At 71.2% G+C, this 18,152-nt stretch carries 15 protein-coding genes; 4 read left to right on the top strand and 11 right to left on the bottom strand.

Annotated elements, in window-relative coordinates; translation table 11 throughout:
* Positions 1 to 39: 39 nt before the first annotated feature.
* Together OG494_RS37260 and OG494_RS37255 are read right to left on the bottom strand one after the other, a co-directional pair.
* The gene (locus OG494_RS37260) at positions 40 to 3,198 is read right to left on the bottom strand and encodes a beta strand repeat-containing protein (RefSeq protein WP_328446794.1); all 3,159 of its coding nucleotides are present in this window, start codon (positions 3,196 to 3,198) and stop codon (positions 40 to 42) included.
* 228 nt (positions 3,199 to 3,426) lie between these two features.
* The gene (locus tag OG494_RS37255; RefSeq protein WP_328446792.1) at positions 3,427 to 4,344 is read right to left on the bottom strand and encodes a hypothetical protein; all 918 of its coding nucleotides are present in this window, start codon (positions 4,342 to 4,344) and stop codon (positions 3,427 to 3,429) included.
* A 218-nt stretch (positions 4,345 to 4,562) separates the two neighbouring features.
* Here OG494_RS37255 and OG494_RS37250 point away from each other — a divergent pair, with 218 nt between their 5' ends.
* The 3 genes from OG494_RS37250 to OG494_RS37240 are packed head-to-tail and all read left to right on the top strand — an operon-like array spanning position 4,563 to position 7,608.
* Positions 4,563 to 5,822: an AI-2E family transporter gene (locus OG494_RS37250; protein WP_328446790.1), complete on the top strand. Its 1,260-nt coding sequence runs from the start codon at positions 4,563 to 4,565 to the stop codon at positions 5,820 to 5,822.
* A complete protein-coding gene (macS, locus tag OG494_RS37245; RefSeq protein WP_328446789.1) occupies positions 5,819 to 6,955 on the top strand; it encodes a MacS family sensor histidine kinase in 1,137 nt (378 codons plus the stop codon). The genes OG494_RS37250 and macS overlap by 4 nt, the downstream gene beginning before the upstream one ends.
* On the top strand, positions 6,952 to 7,608 hold the full coding sequence (locus OG494_RS37240; protein ID WP_328446787.1) for a response regulator transcription factor: 657 nt from the start codon (positions 6,952 to 6,954) through the stop codon (positions 7,606 to 7,608). The genes macS and OG494_RS37240 overlap by 4 nt, the downstream gene beginning before the upstream one ends.
* On the opposite strand, the gene OG494_RS37235 is transcribed toward OG494_RS37240, so the two are convergent.
* Positions 7,609 to 8,502: a hypothetical protein gene (locus OG494_RS37235; protein ID WP_328446785.1), complete on the bottom strand. Its 894-nt coding sequence runs from the start codon at positions 8,500 to 8,502 to the stop codon at positions 7,609 to 7,611.
* 225 nt (positions 8,503 to 8,727) lie between these two features.
* Between OG494_RS37235 and OG494_RS37230 the strand changes: the two genes are divergently transcribed.
* Positions 8,728 to 9,393 (top strand): DUF1707 SHOCT-like domain-containing protein, encoded by a 666-nt coding sequence (locus tag OG494_RS37230; protein WP_328446783.1) that lies wholly within the window; start codon positions 8,728 to 8,730, stop codon positions 9,391 to 9,393.
* A 73-nt stretch (positions 9,394 to 9,466) separates the two neighbouring features.
* Here the strand turns inward: OG494_RS37230 and OG494_RS37225 are convergent, their stop codons facing one another.
* The 8 genes from OG494_RS37225 to OG494_RS37190 form a co-directional block, all read right to left on the bottom strand.
* Entirely contained in the window at positions 9,467 to 10,843 is a 1,377-nt protein-coding gene (locus tag OG494_RS37225; RefSeq protein ID WP_328446781.1) for an MFS transporter, read from the bottom strand.
* 412 nt (positions 10,844 to 11,255) lie between these two features.
* Positions 11,256 to 12,926, bottom strand: a complete 1,671-nt coding sequence (gene ptsP, locus OG494_RS37220) for a phosphoenolpyruvate--protein phosphotransferase (protein WP_328446779.1) — start codon at positions 12,924 to 12,926, stop codon at positions 11,256 to 11,258.
* The gene (locus OG494_RS37215; RefSeq protein WP_328446777.1) at positions 12,916 to 13,665 is read right to left on the bottom strand and encodes a hypothetical protein; all 750 of its coding nucleotides are present in this window, start codon (positions 13,663 to 13,665) and stop codon (positions 12,916 to 12,918) included. The genes ptsP and OG494_RS37215 overlap by 11 nt, the downstream gene beginning before the upstream one ends.
* Before the next feature lie 28 nt (positions 13,666 to 13,693).
* Positions 13,694 to 14,563 (bottom strand): ribokinase, encoded by an 870-nt coding sequence (locus tag OG494_RS37210; RefSeq protein WP_328446775.1) that lies wholly within the window; start codon positions 14,561 to 14,563, stop codon positions 13,694 to 13,696.
* 355 nt (positions 14,564 to 14,918) lie between these two features.
* Entirely contained in the window at positions 14,919 to 16,004 is a 1,086-nt protein-coding gene (locus tag OG494_RS37205; RefSeq protein ID WP_328446773.1) for a hypothetical protein, read from the bottom strand.
* Positions 16,001 to 17,164: a WXG100 family type VII secretion target gene (locus tag OG494_RS37200; protein WP_328446771.1), complete on the bottom strand. Its 1,164-nt coding sequence runs from the start codon at positions 17,162 to 17,164 to the stop codon at positions 16,001 to 16,003. Before OG494_RS37200 ends, OG494_RS37205 begins: the two co-directional genes overlap by 4 nt.
* On the bottom strand, positions 17,164 to 17,478 hold the full coding sequence (locus tag OG494_RS37195) for a hypothetical protein (RefSeq protein ID WP_328446769.1): 315 nt from the start codon (positions 17,476 to 17,478) through the stop codon (positions 17,164 to 17,166). The genes OG494_RS37200 and OG494_RS37195 overlap by 1 nt, the downstream gene beginning before the upstream one ends.
* A gap of 23 nt (positions 17,479 to 17,501) precedes the next feature.
* Entirely contained in the window at positions 17,502 to 18,026 is a 525-nt protein-coding gene (locus OG494_RS37190) for a YbaB/EbfC family nucleoid-associated protein (protein ID WP_328446767.1), read from the bottom strand.
* Positions 18,027 to 18,152: the final 126 nt, after the last annotated feature.

Below are 18,152 nucleotides of genomic sequence, written 5' to 3'. Positions count from 1 at the left end.
CCGAAACCGTTAGTGCAGTACTACTGCGCGAAATCAGAACTACTTGCGCTTGACGAAACCCAGCAGCTTCGAGAGGAAGCTGGTGGAGTCCAGGCCCGACATGGCCGGGACCTGCGCGGCCGGAGCCGCACCGTCGAGCACGGGCAGCTTCGCGTTCACCGGCAGCGCGGCCGGCGCGGCCGGCAGCGTCGTCGGGGCGGCGGGCAGCTGCGGGTTCGCCGGCAGGGCCGGGGTCACCGGGAGCGCGACGGGCAGCGTCGGGACGCCGCCACCCAGGGCCGGGACGGCCGGCAGGGTGGGCAGCAGGCCGCCGCTCAGGGCCGGAACGTGCACCGGCAGGCCACCGGTCGGCAGGTCCGCACGCTCGGTGCTGTGCCCGGGCAGGGCACCACCCAGCGCGGAGAGGCTGCTCAGGCCGGGCAGGCCACCAGCGGTGGGCAGACCCGGGGTCGGCAGGTGCGGCATCCCCGAGACCGGGGAGTCCGGCACGTCGGCGCGCTGGGTCGGGATGGCCGTCGGCAGCGCGGGCAGGCCCTGGGTGGGCAGCCCGGCGGTCGGCAGGCCACTGGCCAGCCCGGTCAGCGACGGCAGCTCGCCGGCGCCCAGCTCCGAACCCTCGACCGGGTTGGAGATGGCGTCGGCCGAGTCGGCCGAGTCACCGTCGATGCTGGTCATGTCCGTCGCGTCGGCGGTCGCGTTGCCGATCAGCTCGAGGGGCACCCCGAAGATCTGCACCGGCACGGCGAGGTCGTGGTAGAAGTTGTACCCCGACAGGCTCGACCCGTCACCCTCGGTGACCGGCTCGCCGCCGTTCTCCGTGGTGAGGACGTCGTCGCCGGTCCCGTGGGCCACGCCGCCCACGGCCACCGCGTCGCCGAAGACCTGGGCGATCGCCGTCACCGGGATGTCCAGGATGTCGCCGGCCAGCGCGCCTTCGACACCGGAGGTGGTGTCGTCGCCCGCGTTGGTCACCGTGGTGGTGTTCATGCCGTTGCCGCTGGAGACGCCGCCGACGCTCACCGCGTCGCCGAAGATCTGCGCCACGGGCAGGCCGTCGACACCGACGATGTCACCGGCGATCGCGCCGCGGTCACCGTTGGTCGTGGCGTCGCCGCCCGCGGTGGACACGGTGTCGCTCGTGCCGGTGCCGTGGCCCAGGGCCGCACCCGCGACGCCGTCGCTGAACAGCTGCGCGGCACCCGCGAACGGGGCCTTCACGATGTTGCCGGCGATCGCACCGTCCTGGCCGTCGGTCAGCGCGTTGCCGCCCGCGGTCGAGTCGGTGATGTTGTCGTTCTCACCGGTGCCGATGCCGCCGAGGGCCGCACCCGAGCCGGCGGCCAGCACCGGCAGGGAGACCGGAGCCTCGACGATGTTGCCGGCGCCCGCACCCGCGGGGCCGTTCGCGGTGACGTCGCCACCCGCGGCCGACGTGGTGTCGGTCGAGCCCTTGCCGTGGCCCTGGCCGATGAACGCGCCGCCGATGTTGGCGACCTGCACCGGGAGCGACGCCGGGACGGTGCCCAGGTTGGAGCTCAGGAAACCGTTGTCGTCCTTGGTGCTGCCGCCGCCACCGCCGACGACGGTCTTGGTCTCCTCGGCCGAGCCGGAGCCCTGGCCGATGAAGGAGCCACCCACGCCGAAGACCTCGGCGGGGACGGCGACCGGCACCTGGACGACGTTGCCCGAGCCGGACGAGTCGTCGCCCTGCGAGCCGTCGTACGCCCCGGCGGTGACCGTCTTGTCCTCGGTGGACTGGCCGGTCGCGTTGCCGATGTGGCTGGCGCCGATGCCGTAGACCTCGGGCGCGCCCGCGGTCTGGGTGTTGACGATGTTGCCGCCGAGCACGCCGTCGTTGCCGCGGGTGTAGGACCCGTTGCCCGCGTTGACGTCGGTGGTGTTGTCGTGGCTGGCGTGCGAGTTGCCGATGTACGTGCCACCGATGCCGAACGCCTCGACCGGGAGCGCGACCGACGGGTTGATGACGTTGCCGCCCGCACCCGAGCCGTCGCCGGCCGTCTTGACGAAGCCACCCGAGTCGACAGTGCTGGAGGAGCTGCCGCCCTGGGTCTCTTCGCCGTCGCGGCCCGCGGTCGCGTTGCCGGTGGCCGCGTTGCCGATCCACGACGCCGCGACACCCGCGACGTTCGCGACCGGGGACAGCGACACGGCGCCCGCGTTGCCGTCGAGGAACGAGTCGTTGCCGCTCGTCTCTTCGTAGGTCGGGATGCCCAGCGAGCCTTCGCGGGTGTCCCCGGCCTTGGCGTCGGCGGCCGAGTTCGACACCGTGTCGGCGTCCGAACCCCACACGCCACCGGCGTTGCCGTTGAACTTCACCGGCAGGGCGATCGGCGCACCGACGATGTTGCCCGAGCCCGCGCCACCGTCACCGGCGGACTTGATGGAGCCACCCGAGGTGGCGTCGCTGTCGGCGTCGTACTGGCTGTACGCGTTGCCGAGGAGGTAGGACACGGCGTTGCCGGTCACCTGGACCGGGGTGGCGAACTGGCCGGCCACCACGTTGCCGGACAGGCCGGAGCCGGTGCCGTCGGTGTCGATGTCGCCGGTCTCGGTCGTGCTCTGGCTGGCCGAGCCGCCGTGCACCGCGCCACTGCCGCCCGCCACGCCACCGGCGTTGCCGGCGATCTGGACGGGGAGCGCCCAGTCGAGGACGACGGCGTTGCCGGCGAGGCCGGACTTGGAGCCGTCGGTCGCGACGTCCTGGTTGTGCGCCCAGGTCTGGGAGTGGTCCGTGCCGTCGACGTTCGCGTCGCCGATGACGCCGATCGCGTTGTCCACGATCTGGATCGGCACGACGACGTCGCCGGCGACCTTGTTGCCCTTGAGGTTCCGGTGGCCCGGGGTGAAGGCGCCCGCGCCGTCGGCCTTGGTCGCACCGCCGAGGGTGCTCTGGCTGATCGGGCTCGCTTCGTCGAGCTGCTTGACCGCTTCGTTCGCGGCCTTGGTGACCGGCTTGGTGCTCAGCTCCGTCTGCCCGGCGGGCAGGTCCAGCTGGCCGAACGGGGTGCCGACCGCGTTGTTGGCTTCCGAGATCGGAGCCGTCACGTTCAGGTCGAGCGGGGAGGCCGGGGAGTCGGGGTTGACGTTCTCGTCAGCCGAGGCGATGCCGGTGCCCAGCATCAGCAAACCACCCGTGACCAGCGCGGTCTGGAGGCCGCGCTTTGCCCACGTCTGCATGGGGTGTTTCTCCTTTATTTCGGGTTCCCTTACGGGCTTATGGGGGTGCGCTCGTCGAATTCGAAATAGGTGCGTCCGAGCAACACCAGAGGGGAAGGAACTTCTTGCGGGCGCGCTGGAACATTCCAAGAAGGCGCGCACCGCCGTGCCACGGGGATTCGTGCGGACGCGAATGCCGTCAGATGAAGACGGACTTGGGCGCGTCAGCTACCCGTGGAGGGAGGTGTTTCAGTCAGGAGTGACACCGGGCTGCGTGCCCGGGGTGCGCGGCGTGTGCCGCAGGCCGCCGCGGTAAGCGCTGGCGGCGGCATCGCTGACGGCAGCGGAGACCCACGAGGGGACGCCGAAGTTCAAGCCGTCGAGGTGACCACCGGGGGCAGAGCTGCCACCCGGGGCAGTGGGAACAGACGGTGCGGCCGGAAGCTGCACCGGGACCAGCGGCGACGACGGCAGCTCACGGTGCGAGTCGCGGGACTCGCCCGCGGCACCGGTGACGTCGTTCTGCTGGACACCCGTCGGCATCGCGAGCGCGGCTCGCAACACGGCGGGGAGCTGGACGGTCGAGACGGCGACCGTGTCCGTGGCCTGGCCGACGCCTTCGGTCACCGGCTCCTGCTCGACCGGGGCGAGCCCCGGGAGCTGGGGGAGCGGGACCAGGTCGCCCTTGCCGGCCGGGTCGAGCAGCTGCAGCACATCGTGCGCCGGCTCGGGGGTGAAGGTCTGTTCGAGGACCTCGCGGGTGTCCTGCGGCTTGCGGGCGATGTGCTCGACCGCGCCCAGGGCGCGGTGCGCCGGGCTGACGACGGCGTCCTCGGTGAGGTCCGAAACCGAGTCGCTGACGCGCTCGGAGACCTCGTGCTCGAGGACGCGGGGCTTGCTCCACGACGTGACGTCCTGGGGCGAACCGGCTTCGGCGACGTCACCGGGGACGTGCGAGACGTCGCCGAGGCTGCCGACCGTCGCGTCGGTGGCCGGCGTAACGGCAGCCGTGCCCGCCTCGACTGTGTCGGCGGAAGCGGTCGCACCGGAGACGAGCCACGCGGCGGCGGTGCCGGCGATGGCGCCACCGACGACGAGGAGCGCACGCGACACGAGACGGCGCGAGCGCTTGGCGCCCTGCCCCTCGTTCGTCGCGGTGTTCGCCACTCGTTGTCTCCTGACGCGCTGGTGCTGTGTCTGTCTCGTGACCTACTGCCACATAACGTTGCGGTAGCGACCTAACCAAACACAGGGCGTGACGCGCACCCTCGAACCGACTTGATGCCCCCATCGTGTGAAGAACACACGGTGTATTCCGGACTGACGATCAGTGATCACAGCTGGCAGTCCGGCGAATCGGACGTCCCAGCCAGTACGGTGTGGCGGTGAGCCACGCGCGAGGAGAAGACCCGTTCCTGCCGGAGCACGAGGACATCACGGGACTGATCCCCCGGGGGCTGCGCATCAGCGCCGCGCTCGCGTGGCGGTTCATCGTGATCGTCGCCGCGCTGTACGCGGTGGTGTGGGTGATCGGCTACCTCTCGGTGGTCGTCATCCCGCTGTCCATCGCCCTGCTGGTTTCCGCGCTGCTGGCGCCGGCGGTGCAGAAGCTGGTGGCGCTGAAGTTCCCCCGCGGGCTGGCGACCGCGATCGTGGTGATCGCCGGGCTGGCCGTGCTGGGCGGGCTGCTGACGTTCGTCATCACGCAGTTCTCCTCCGGGCTGCCCCAGCTGCAGCAGCAGCTGAACGCGAGCCTCGACCAGATCAAGAACTGGCTGCTCAACGGGCCGCCGCACCTGCGCCAGGAGCAGATCCAGGACTTCATCAACCAGGCGATCGGCTTCATCCAGAACAACCAGGCGTCCATCACCACGACGGCGCTGACCACGGCGAGCACCGTCGGTGAGATCCTCACCGGCTTCCTGCTGACGCTGTTCATCACGATCTTCTTCCTCAGCGGCGGCGACGGCATCTGGACGTTCCTGGTCCGCGTCGTGCCGGGCCGGGTCCGCAACCGGGTCGACGTCGCCGGGCGCCGCGGGTTCGCCTCGCTGGTCAGCTACGTCCGCGCGACGGCCGCGGTCGCCGTCGTCGACGCGGTCGGCATCGGCGTCGGCCTGTGGATCATGGGTGTGCCGCTGGTGATCCCGCTGGCGACGCTGGTCTTCATCGGCGCGTTCATCCCGATCATCGGCGCCGTGCTGACCGGTGGCGTCGCCGTGCTGATCGCGCTGGTGACGAACGGCCCCATCGGCGCGGTCATCGTGCTCGGCATCGTGATCGGCGTGATGCAGCTGGAGAGCCACATCCTGCAGCCGCTGCTGCTCGGGCGGGCGGTGAAGCTGCACCCGCTGGCCGTGGTCCTGGCCATCACCGCCGGCCTGGTCGCGGGCGGGATCGCCGGCGCGCTGCTGGCCGTGCCGCTGCTGGCCGTGCTGAACGCCGGCGTCCGGTCGCTGCTGCACGAGCGCAACCCGGACCCGGCCGAGGTCGACGTCCTCAAGGACCAGGCCGCGCAGCCGAACGACGCCGAACCCGGCACACCCGACGCCGAGGTGCCGACGATCGGTGAGGACGACGAAGAAGACAAAGAAAAGAACGCCCGCGCGGCGACCGCCGTGAACAAGGACGAAAAGAAGGAATGACCACCGCGCGGACGCCGGACCCGATCACGCCGCTGTGGCGCGGCGTGAACGCGTTCCGCGTGCTCACCTGGGCGTTCGCCGGCGGCACGGTGATCGTGCAGCACGAGCACTACCGGCGTGAGTGGCTGGCCTGGACGCTGCTGGGCGCGATGGCGGTCTGGTCGGTCGTGATCAGCCTGCTGTACCTGCGCGAGCGGACGCGGCCGCCGTGGCTGGTCGTCGTCGACCTAGTGGTCGGCACCGGACTGCTGCTCACCTCGCCCTTCGTGCTGAGCGACGCGCAGTTCGCACTGAACGTCCCGCTGATCACCACGGTCTGGGCGGCGGTGCCGCCGGTGGCCGCGGGCGCGCGGTTCGGCGCGGTCGGCGGGGTGCTCGCCGGCCTGGTCGTCGGGGTCGCGACCGGGATCGCGCGCGAGAAGTTCGACCTCGACGTCGCGCGCGACGGCGTCCTGCTCGCGGCCGCCGGGCTGCTGGTCGGGATGGCGGCGACGCTGAGCCGGCAGGCCGCGACCCGCCTGGCGCAGGCCTTGCGGAAGGAAGCGGCGACGGCGGAACGCGAACGGCTGGCCCGGTCGATCCACGACAGCGTGCTGCAGGTCCTGGCCCGCGTCCGCAAGCGCGGCAACGAGGTCGGCGGCGAGGCGGCCGAGCTGGCCCGGCTGGCGGGCGAGCAGGAGATCGCGCTGCGGTCGCTGGTGACGACGGAACCGCTGAAGCCGAGCGAGACCGGGACGACGAGCCTGCGCACCGCGTTGCAGCTGCTCGCGACGCCGTCGGTGCAGGTCTCGACCCCGGCGGACGACGTCGAGCTGCCGGCGCACGTCACCGAAGAGCTCGCCGCCGTCACCCGCGAAGCACTGGCCAACGTCGAGAAGCACGCGGGCACGAACGCGCGGGCGTGGGTGCTGCTGGAGGACCTCGGCACCGAGGTGGTGGTGAGCATCCGCGACGACGGACCGGGCATTCCGGACGGCGTTCTCGAGCGAGCGGCCGCGAACGGGCACCTCGGCGTGGTGGAATCCATCCGGGGCCGGGTGCGCGACCTCGGCGGGAGCGCGGCCCTCGACACCGGTCCCGGCCGGGGCACGGAGTGGGAGGTCAGGGTGCCGAGCACCAGGAGCGCGTCATGAGCGAACCACGGATTTCGGTGATGGTGGTCGACGACCACCCGATCTGGCGGGACGGGGTGGCCCGCGACCTGACCGAACACGGCTTCGACGTGCGGGCGACCGCCCCGGACGCCGACGCGGCGCTGCGGATCGCGCGGACCGTGCAGCCGGACGTCGTGCTGATGGACCTCAACCTCGGCACCACCTCCGGCGTCGACGCCACCCGCGAGATCACCGCGGCGCTGCCCTCGACGCGGGTGCTGGTGCTCTCGGCGAGCGGGGAACACCAGGACGTCCTGGAAGCCGTGAAGGCCGGCGCGTCCGGTTATCTGGTGAAGTCGGCGTCCGCGGTCGAGCTGGTGGACGCCGTCCGGCGGACCGCCGCCGGCGACCCGGTGTTCACCGCCGGCCTGGCCGGCCTGGTGCTCGGCGAGTACCGACGGATGGCCGACGCCCCGGCCGAAGGGGCCGAGCCGCCGCGGCTGACCGAGCGCGAGACCGACGTCCTGCGCCTGGTCGCGAAGGGGCTCACCGCGCGGCAGATCGCCGAACGGCTCGTGCTGTCACACCGGACGGTCGAGAACCACGTGCAGTCGACGCTGCGGAAGCTGCAGCTGCACAACCGCGTCGAGCTGGCCCGGTACGCGATCGAGCACGGCCTCGACGAGGAGTAGTCACGGCAGCACGGTGATGCCGCTCCAGTCGCCGTTCGGCAGCGCGGCCTTGCCCAGCCGCCAGTTCGGCTCGCCCGGGTGCCAGGCGGCGAGGACGCCGTCCGCGAGCACGAGGTCACCCGCGTCACTCCAGTCCATGCCGCCACCGTCCTGGAGGTGCTCGGTGATGAACGGCATCCCCGGCGCGTGTTCCCAGCTCAGCGAGTCCGGGCGGAGCAGCCAGACGTCGCGCAGCTGCGTGTTGGTGGCCCGGTAGGAATGGACCGCGAAGTCGGCGGCGAACAGGGCGCCCTCCCGCGACGGCACCACGGTCGGCGCGGGCCCGACCGTCGGCCGGCTGAGCTTCTTGCGGCTGTTGTCCCGCAGGTCGACGAGCGTGAGATCGGTGAGGCCGTCGAGCAGCATCCAGTTCCCGGCGACGGCGAGGATGCGTGGCGCCTGCTGCACCGTGCGGCCGGTCTCCGGCTCGATGAGCGCGTCCGTCGACTCGGCGCCGTCGGCGTTGATGGTGATCAGCAGGCCGTTTTCCGTCTCGGCGCGGACCTGGGTGTGGCAGCTGGCGGACTGCCCTTGACCGAGCTCACCGCCGTCGAGCTTGACGTGCTGGAGCCGGCAGCTGTCCGGCGCGTCCTGCCGGATCACCCACGCACTCGTGCCGTCGGCACCCGGCGCCACCGACCAGGCACGGCCGAGCGACCGCGGCGGCGTCGCCGGGCCGGTGTAGACGAAGACGTCGAACGGGTCCTTGTCGTTGTGGGCGGTCAGGACGGCGGACTTCCCGACGCGCACGACGCTCATCCCGACGTCACCGCCGGGGTAACCGGGCGGGGTGCCCGCGGGCCCGCGGTCGGCGTCGAAGAGGGTCGGGCCCGTGGTGGGGAGCAGCGCGCTCACGCCGATCCCGCCGGTGGCGGCCACACCGTGGAGGCCCTCCGGTAGCGGTGCCGCGGCGGTCGGCGGCGCGCTGGTCCTCGCCGGGGCCGGCGGCGGAGCGGGCTCGTCACCGGTGCACGCGGCCAGCACGAGGAGCGCCGCGCCGAGCGCGGCACCGCGGAATACGGGTCCGTTCAGGGTTTTCCCCCGATCTCCCTGGAGAAATCCGGTTCTACCATCGTGGACATGGGCGAGGAAGAGACCACGACGGCGGAACCGATGACCGAGACCAAGCCGTTGAGCGAGCGCGATCTTCGGGTCTCCGACGACGAGCGCGAGCACGTCGTCGGGGTACTCCAGAAGGCTATCGGCCGCGGGATGATCGATCTGGACGAGTTCACCGAACGCACGGACCGCGCGCTCGCGTCGAGGACGCGGGGCGAGCTGAACACCGTGCTGGCCGACCTCGCCGGCCTCTACCACCCGGCCGCGGCCGGTGCGGCCGCGCCGTCGTACGCGCCCCCGGTGGGCTTCAGCGGCGGTTACGTGCCCGGTCAGCGCTTCGAGCTCAACGCGAAGTACTCGTCGCTGCACCGCGGCGGCCCGTGGGTGGTGCCGTCGGAGATGGTGGTGCGCAACAAGTACGGCTCGACCAAGCTGGACTTCACCGAAGCCCAGGTCCAGTCGCCGGTGGTGCACATCGAGCTGGACGCCAAGTGGGGCTCGGTCGAGATCGTCATCCCCGAGCACGCCGCGGTCGACGTCAACGCGATCAGCGACGTCAAGTTCGGTTCGATGGAGGACAAGACCCACAGCAACGGGCGGATGGGCACCCCGCGGTACGTGCTGAGCGGCCGCGTCCACGGCGGTTCCCTGGTGATCCGCCACCCGCGGCGCGGGCTCTTCGGCTAGCCGGGGCCCCTCTGCCCCCGGCGTCAAGAAGGCCTCCCCCGCCCAGGCATCGGGCAGGGGAGGCCTTCGCCCGTCACACGGCGAGCGGCTGCGCGGACCGCAGGTGCCGGGCGACGAACCAGACCAGCACGGCGAAGGCGACCGCGCTCAGCCCGGCGACGGCGTGCAGGCCGACGGCCTCGTCGTGCGAGCGGACGATGGCGTTGCCCAGCGTGCCGACGGTCGCCATGCCCAGCGCGTAGCCGAACTCGTTGACGGTCTGGGCGAGCGACGCGGCCGCCCCGGCCTTGCGCGGCGGCACCGAGCCGATGACGAGGTCGGTGCCGAGCGCGACCATCGGCCCGACCCCCAGCGACGTCACGGCGAACCGGATCGCCGGCCATACCGGCCCGGCGTCGGCGAAGGCCAGCACGACCATGCCGAGCGCGGCCAAGGCGACACCGCCCGCGATCAGCGTGCCGGTCGGGAACCGCCGGGCCAGCACGGGCGCGGCGAGGAAGCTGACGGTGGAGGCGGCCATCCCGGGCAGCAGCCCGAGCGCGGCCCCGACCGGCGAGAGGTGCAGCGAGAGCTGGAAGAACTGCGCGACGAACAGCATCGTGGTGCCGCCGAGCATGCTGAACAGCAGCATCCCGCCGAGCGCGGTGCGGAACGCCTTCCCGGCGAAGAGCCGCAGGTCGAGCAGCGGTTCGTCGAGCGTCCGCTGCCGCGTCACGAAGACGTACCCGACGGCGATCCCGGCGACCAGCGCCGTGACCGGCAGCGGGTGGACGCCGTCGCGAGCGAGCTCCTTGACGCCGTAGACGACGGGCAGGATCGCGGCGAGGGAGAGCCCGACACTGGGCAGATCGAGGCGGCCGGCGGTCTCGTCGCGGTACTCGGGCAGCAGTTTCGGGCCGATGACCAGGAGCAGCACCATCGCCGGGACGCCGAGCAGGAAGACCGAGCCCCACCAGAAGTGTTCGAGCAGGAACCCGCCGACCATCGGCCCGATGATCGCCCCGACGGTGAAGCACCCGGCCCAGATCCCGATCGCCGACGCGCGCTGCCGGGCGTCGGTGAACATGGTCCCGATGAGCGCCAGGATCGAGGGAGCGAGCGTCGCCCCGGCGATCCCGAGGACCGCCCGCGCGGCGATGAGCATGGCGGCGCTGGTCGAGAAGGCGGCGGCGACGGAGGCGAGCCCGAAGGCAGTGGCCCCGACGAGCAGCAGCTTCCGCCGGCCGATCCGGTCCCCGAGGGTCCCCATGGTGACCATGAACCCGGCGACCATGAAGCCGTAAGTGTCCATGATCCAGAGCTGTTCGGTCCCATCGGCGTGCAGGCTCACGGCGAGTTTCGGCAGCGCGAGGACGAGTACGAAGACATCGAGCGAAACGAGCAGGGTAGGCAGCGCGAGCACGGCCAGCCCGACCCACTCCCGCCGCCCGGCCCGGGTACTTGTGGTCATGTCGCTGTCCTCCCGGCTCGGCTTTCCCTTTCACCCCTGCGTCGAGCGGGACGGGCCGGAATCGACAGTTCTCCGCTTCTTACTTCTTCCGAACGTCTTCCGGACGCGGTGAAGGCCACCTCGGACTTGGTCCGAAGTGGCCTTCACGGACGTTGTTGTCCACACCCCTCGAACGTTGTGGACAACTCCGCCTCCCAGGTTCGCACAAACCCGGACCGTCGGTGATGACCGATAGACTGAGCGTGGGGCTGCCCCCCTGGGGAGGGCGGGGGGCGCGGCAACCTCGTCACCCGATCGGGCAAGGCGCGGGGTGACTCCGACTTTGCCGGGGCCATCCCTTCGACCGGCTCAGGCGTCTGGGCCCGAGGCGGCACGTCTGCGCCCGACCTGCCGGATGACCGGGTACCGAGGATCAGGGGCGAGCGGCGGCACGCGCCGCCGTCGGGTCCGACGTCGCCAAGGCCGCTTCCGCCACAGCCTCGCACTCCGCCAGCGTCGTGCTCGCCAGGCTGGCGCCCACCGTGCGGACCGCCGGGGCGTTCATCGACAAGCTCGTCAGGCCGAGGCCCGTCAGGACCAGCGCCAGCCGGGGGTCGGCCGCCGCTTCGCCGCAGACGCCCGCCGGTTTGCCCGTGGCCTTGGCCGCGTCGCCGATCAGCTTGAGCAGGCGCAGCAGCGCCGGCTGCCACGGGTCGTTCAGCTTCGCGACCGCGCCCAGCTGGCGATCCGCCGCGAACGTGTACTGCGCCAGGTCGTTCGTGCCGACCGAGACGAAGTCGACGACCTCGAGGATTTCGCGGGCGCTCAGCGCCGCCGCCGGGATTTCGATCATCACGCCGGCCCGGGCGATCCCCGCCGCGCGGACGCGGTCGGCGAACCAGGCGGCTTCCTCGACCGTCGCGACCATCGGGGCCATCACCGAGACCTCGGCTCCCGAGTCCTCCGCGGCACCCGCGATCGCTTCGAGCTGGCGGTCCACGACCTCCGGGCGGTCGAACGCCACGCGCAGCCCGCGCACCCCGAGCGCCGGGTTCGGCTCGGCTTCCGGTGACAGGAACGCCAGCGGCTTGTCGGCACCCGCGTCCAAGGTCCGGACGATCACGGGCTTGCCGCGGAACGGCGACAGCACCGCGGTGTAGGCCGCGCGCTGGTCGGCCACCGACGGCTCGTCCGGCGCGTCCAGGTAACAGAACTCGGTGCGGAACAGGCCGACCCCTTCGGCGCCCGCGTCCGCCGCGGCCTGTGAGTCGGCCGGGGAGCCGACGTTGCCGTAGACCTTCACGCGGTGGCCGTCGGACGTCGCGCCGGTGCCGTTCCACTCGGCCAGCTGCGCCACCGTCGCGGTGACGACCGGGGCCGCGGGGTCGGCGACCTCGACGGCACCCGTGTCACCGTCGACCGCAAGCGCTTGCGCATCCAGCGCCAGCAGCCCGCGGACCGCGACGACGGCCGGGATGCCGAGCGCGCGGGCCAGGATCGCGGTGTGGCTGGTCGGGCCACCTTCTTCGGTGACCAGCGCGAGCACCTTCGCCGGGTCGAGACCGGCGGTGTCGGCCGGCGCGAGGTCGCGGGCGACCAGCACGCTCGGCGACGCCAGCTCGGGCACCCCCGGCGGCGCGATGCCGAGCAGCTCGGCGATCAGCCGGTCACGCACGTCGCGGACGTCGCGGACGCGTTCCGCCATGTACCCGCCCGCGGCGGCCAGCGCCTCGGCGAAGCCCTCGGCGGACTGGTAGATGGCGCGTGCGGCGGGCAGTCCCTGGGTCTTGACCAGCTGTTCCGCCTGCGAGGCGAGCGCCGGGTCGGCGGCCATCGCGGCGGTCGTGATCAGGATCGTCGCCGCTTCGCCGGACGCGGTCTCGGCCTGTTTCTCCAGGCGCGCGGCCACGGCCTCGGCAGCGGGCGCGATCCGGGCGGCCTCGGCGGCCGGATCGGCCGGGGCCGGAGTGGCGGCGGGCTCACCCAGCGGCTCCGCGACGCGGACGACGGGACCACTCGCGCGGCCGGGGCTGACGGCGACCCCGGACAAAGGCCCCACCGACGTACGTCCCTCAGCGGAGGCGGCATCAAGCTCAGACGACATGGTCTAGACCATAGCTCAGATAGGCCTGGATATCTCGTGGTGGCGGGCACAAGCCACGGCGACGTACCTGTTCGAGCACCGGCCGGACCTCCTCGTGCCACCAGGATTCGGCCAGTTCGTCGCGGCTGGACACCGGCCGTCCGGCCAGCATACGACGGAACCCCCAGGCCTCCGCGCTGTCGGCGAGCCGGAACCAGTCGGCCGGATCGTCGAGCCACAGGCCGAAGCGGACGTCGTCCGGCAGCGGCACGCGCTCCAGGAACAGCCGCTCCGCGGTCTTCGACGGCAGGTCCGCGAGCGTCAGGCAGCGCATCGCGCACGCGATCGTGCAGATCCGCCGGACCCGCGCGCGGATGGTGCGGGCGCCGCGAGCCCGCTCGATGGCGACGCGGTGGTGGCCGTCGTCGACGAAGAACATGTCGGTGCCGCCTTCGAGCCGCACGAGCCGCACCGGCGGGAGCTCGGCCGACGTCCGCGTCAGGCTCTCCCAGCGTTCGCGCAGAGCCCGGTTGCGCGGCCGGAACTCGCGGTCGAAGTCGCCGGCGCGGGCCACGGTGCCGACGATGTCCTCCAGCGGCACGTCGTAGCCGCCTTCGTCGATCTCGAACTGCCTGCCGAGCGCCTTCAGCGTCTCGTCGAGCGGCATGATCGCGAGGTGGTCCGCGCGTCTCGCTTCGGCTATCGCCCTCAGCTGAGCTGCGTAGCCACGCCACCAGGCCGAGCCGAACGAATCGCCCATGTGAGGTGCAACACGGGCGTCCGGATGATCATTCCCCCAGGTCAGCGGCCGTCGGGTAGGACGGCTGTGCGCCGTGCCGGGTCACGCTGAACGCCGCGACGCGCACGGCACGCTTCGCCGCGACGACCAGGTCGGCGCCGTCGGCGAGGGACGCCGCGAGCGCGCCGGCGAAGGCGTCCCCCGCCCCGGTGCTGTCGACGGCCTCGACCTTCGGCGACGCGACTTCGGTGGCGGAACCGGCTTCGACGACGACCGCGCCGGCCGCGCCGAGTGTGACGACGGCGGCGCGCGGGCCGAGGTCGAGCAGCTTCCGGAAGTCCGCGCCGGGCCCGGTCAGCCAGGCGGCTTCGTGCTCGTTGACCAGCAGGACGTCCAGCTTGGCCAGCGTCTCGGCGGAGACCTTCGCCGCCGGCGACAGGTTCAGCAGGACCTTGACGCCCTTTTCGGCGGCCTTCGCGACGGCGTGCTCGACGGTCGGCACCGGCACCTCGAGCGAGGCGACCATGACCTGTACCCCGTCGAAGACGGCTTCGACGTCGGCGGGTTCGAGGCTCGAGTTGGCGCCCGGGGAGACCAGGATCGAGTTCTCGCCGTCCGGGGTGACGGTGATGTAGGCGATGCCGGTCGGCCGGTCACTGGTCCGCACCAGCCCGGTGTCGACGCCCGCGGCGCGGAGCGAATCGAGCAGCAGCCGGCCGTACGTGTCGTCGCCGACGGCGCCGAGCATCGCGACGTCCGCCCCGAGCCGCCCGGCCGCGACCGCCGTGTTGGCGCCCTTGCCGCCGGGGGAGAGCACGGTGTCGCCGCCCAGCACGGTCTCGCCCCCGCCCGGACGCCGATCCACCGCGACGACGAGGTCGGCGTTGGCGGATCCCACAACGAGCACGTCCGAGTTCATGGACGTACTTTGCCACGAAACACCGTCCGACCAGGTCATCAGGGTCGCGGCGGAAGAAAGTGAAGGTTTTTGTAACTTATCCGGGGCTGAGTGCGACAATCATGCGAGCAGCGGATGTCCGTCACTCGTTCGGGGGATGCATGTCCCCCGGACGTCACTTCAGAGACCGGCTCCGCTCTCTTGGTGCGTCATCGCGGAGACGTGATGACGTGGCCCGACCGGCGCGAGCCGGGCAGGGCATCGGGTCGCCGGCGCCGATCACGTAGCCCCCCGAGTGATCGGCGTCGGCGGCGCCCCCGCCGCCACGCCGGCGGCGAACTCCCGGAAACCGGCTTGGGGCCGATCGGCAACGAAGTCACTGGCGTACACCAGCGCGCTCGGCCAAGCGCACGCTCGCGGGCAGGACCCCGCGAATGCGCGCCTCGAACTCCTTCGCAGCCGTCGCGCTCAGCGCGCACGGCAGCCGATACCAGCCATCGCCCTGGCGCAGGTGCCCGAGTTCGGGGCGGTCGAGCGGGAAGTCGTCGTCTGCGGGCCGGAATTCGACCAGTCCGGACGGCGCGCGCAGCTCCGCTATTTCCGGCCAAGAGACCACGATCTGCCGGTAGTAGGACCTCCAGTGGAGACCGGCGGCCGAAAGCTCCAGGGTGATGCGGAACTTCCGGGAGCGACTCCGCTGTTCGAAGATCTCCAGCCAGACCGCTCCGACGAAGACGGCGATGAAAACGACCTGGCACGCGGAGCGAAACCCGTTCCGCGGACCGAACTCGATCGCGACGCCGAGCCCCAGCTCGATCATGAGGGCGAAGAACTGGATCAGCCGCAGCCCTGCTCGGTTCCAGCCGTTCACGTGGATCGTGACGGCGGTGGCGAGCACCGCACCGGACGGCATCGGCGACAGCGGAGCCGCCACTGTTCGCCCTTGCCGGACCGGGCGGTCATCGGTCACGCGTTCGGCGTTGACCTTGACGTACTTCGCCAGCGCATCGCGCACGCGCGGGGTTTCGCGGTCGTCCAACTCGATTCCCGCCACCAGGTAGTCGCCGTCGCTGATGCGAACCAAGCTCCGGTGCAGGTCCTCGAACCGATCGACGGCGGGGCTGAGCACCACCTGATCGTTCTTCCGCGTCACCACCGAAGCTGCGCGAAGTTCGTCCCAGCGAACCGCCCAGGCGACACCGCCGATCACCCGCGAGATCCCCGTCGAATCGATGACGAGCTCGTTGACCACGGGCTTCTTCAGCGACCGCCGGACCAGGTTCAGGCCGAGGAGCCCGAACGCACCGCCGAAGACGAACCCGGCGACCCGCGGGCTTTGCTGGGTCGAGGCCAGTGCCATCCACAGAAACCCGGACGCCACCAGAAGCAAGACGACGGCGAAGACCCAGTGCCGGCCGGCGGTCCGGGAAACGACGAATCGGTCCCCTTCCGGCACGCTCACTCGATCGAACCCGAGATCCGCCGGCCACCCTGGTGGTCGAAGACAGGCTGTCGAGCGGCGGACTGCTCGTCCGGCGACTCGACATCGTCATCGTCATCGCCGTCGAGCCCCTCGGCCAAGTGCTTCAGGACTTCCTTGCCCGCTTCCTCCTTGGTGGCGTTCTTGAGCTCTTCGCCGAACTTCTCGCCGAACTTCTCACTGAACTCCCGACGGGCGTCGTTGGTGAACTCCCGTCCGGCGTCCCGCAGGTTCTCGCCGATGGAGTGCTCCGAGGAAACGACCTGGCCCCACTTCTGCCGGGTGGGGCGCGCTTTCCGGACCTTGTCGGCGAAGGACTGCGCATCCTTCGACTCGAGCATGCCGCCGACTCGCCGGAGCGGGCCGGGCAGGCGGTCGGCGCCCCGCCGCAGGACGTCCTTGACCCGGTTGAAGATGCCGCTGATCCGGTGGAAGAGCTCCTGGGCCTTCTTGAAGGCCTTGACCAGCTTCTTGATCCACTCCATGCACTTGCTGCCGGTCTTGACGGCTTCCGCGGTGCCCTCGGTGGCCATGCCCGCCGGCAACGCCGGCCCCGGGTAGCGACAGGCGATGCTGATGAGCTTGCCGACGCATTCGGAAATCAGGTCCCGCACGATCGAGCGCACGACGCTCAGAATCGTCTTGCAGATCTCGACCAGCTTCGAGATCGCGTTGGCGCCGGTCGCCACGCCCGCGTACGTCGCCGCGCGATCGTCGGTGAAAGCGCGATACGCGTCGGCCGAGGGACCTGTCCAGTTTTCGCTGTCCTTCTTGACCGTGTCCTGGAGGTCGGTGCTGATCTTCTCCAGCTCTTTACCGACGTTCTCCCAGGTCCCGACCATGTTCTCCAAGGCCGTCTGATCGCCCGTGAGCCAGTCGAGCGGCTCTCGCAACCACGGGAAGAACTCCATCGCCCAGCCGACCGCAGCGGAGGCCAGCGTGCCGATGGGATCCGCGACGAGTTCCGCGATGCCCCCCGCGCCGAACGCGGCGTTGGCCAGTCCCTCGGTCCAGTTGCCGTCGGCGACGGCGGTGCCCGCGTCCCAGAAGTCCTGGAAGAGACCCGCACCTTCGAGCGCGCTGCGGTCGTCTTCCGCATCCGTCTTGATCAGCGGATTCGCGGCCGCTTGCGACTCGGCCATCAGTCCTCCACCTTGAACAGGTCCTTGAATTCAGCCTCGTCGGCGTTCTTCATCTGCTGCCACAGCTGAATACGGGCCGAGTGGTCGTACGACGCGGTCGACGCCGATTCGATCGCGATCTCCGCGACCTGCTGGGCAACGGCGCAGATCGCCGCGAGCGGGATCCCCAGCAGGCCGAAAGCCTCGGGGTGCTCCGTCGCCTGAGCGGCTTCCTTGCACCGATCGATCCGGTCCGTGAGTGCCTCAATGTGTTCCCGGTGCGTCTGCAGCTCATGCGTGTCGACCGCGAAGCCCGGGCCACCTGGTCCCGCCATGACTTGCCCTCCCCTCCCGCGCTTCAGCGCAGGTAATCGCCGTCGCTGAAGTAGTCGTCGTCATGGCCGTCACCGGTCGGCGGCCGGCTCTGGCGCGGTGGCGAAGCCGGCGGCTTCGGCTCTGGCGGCAACCCGCGTTCCTCTTCGGGAACGAACCGGACGTCTTCCTGAGGTGTCGCCTGCGGCGTCGGAAAACCTTCGGGGTCCGGTGGCGGAAAGCTCTGCCGGAGCCGGCTCACCAGCTCGTTCATCACTTCCGGTCCGACCGGGTCGGTGACCCCGGCCTGCACAGCCGCCGCGAGCTTGCTCTGGGCGGCCTTGACCGTGCGGAGGATCTCGTCGGCGAGGTTCGGCTTTTCGCGCACGCTCATGCCGATTTCCAAGCCGACCAGATTGCCGGCGTGGTCGACCTCGACCCCGATCTGGCCGTCTTTGCTGCGCTCGGAAACCGAGACCGCCTCGATCTCGCCGACCATCTGCTGAGCCTTGCGCTGAGACTCGGCCATCCTGGACTCGAAGTCCGCGATCAACTGCTCAGGGTTCGTCACGCGAACCTCCCCGTTCACGTCAGTAACCGTACGGCGACCGAGTGTGGCATACGGCACCGACAGTCGCGGGCAGTTGCGCACTTTGTGACGAACGCCCCGTGGTTTTCCCCACCCGACTGGGCGGCC

This window comes from Amycolatopsis sp. NBC_00438 (assembly GCF_036026695.1).
GTDB lineage: Bacteria > Actinomycetota > Actinomycetes > Mycobacteriales > Pseudonocardiaceae > Amycolatopsis.
This window is presented reverse-complemented; position numbering and strand designations above follow the sequence as displayed.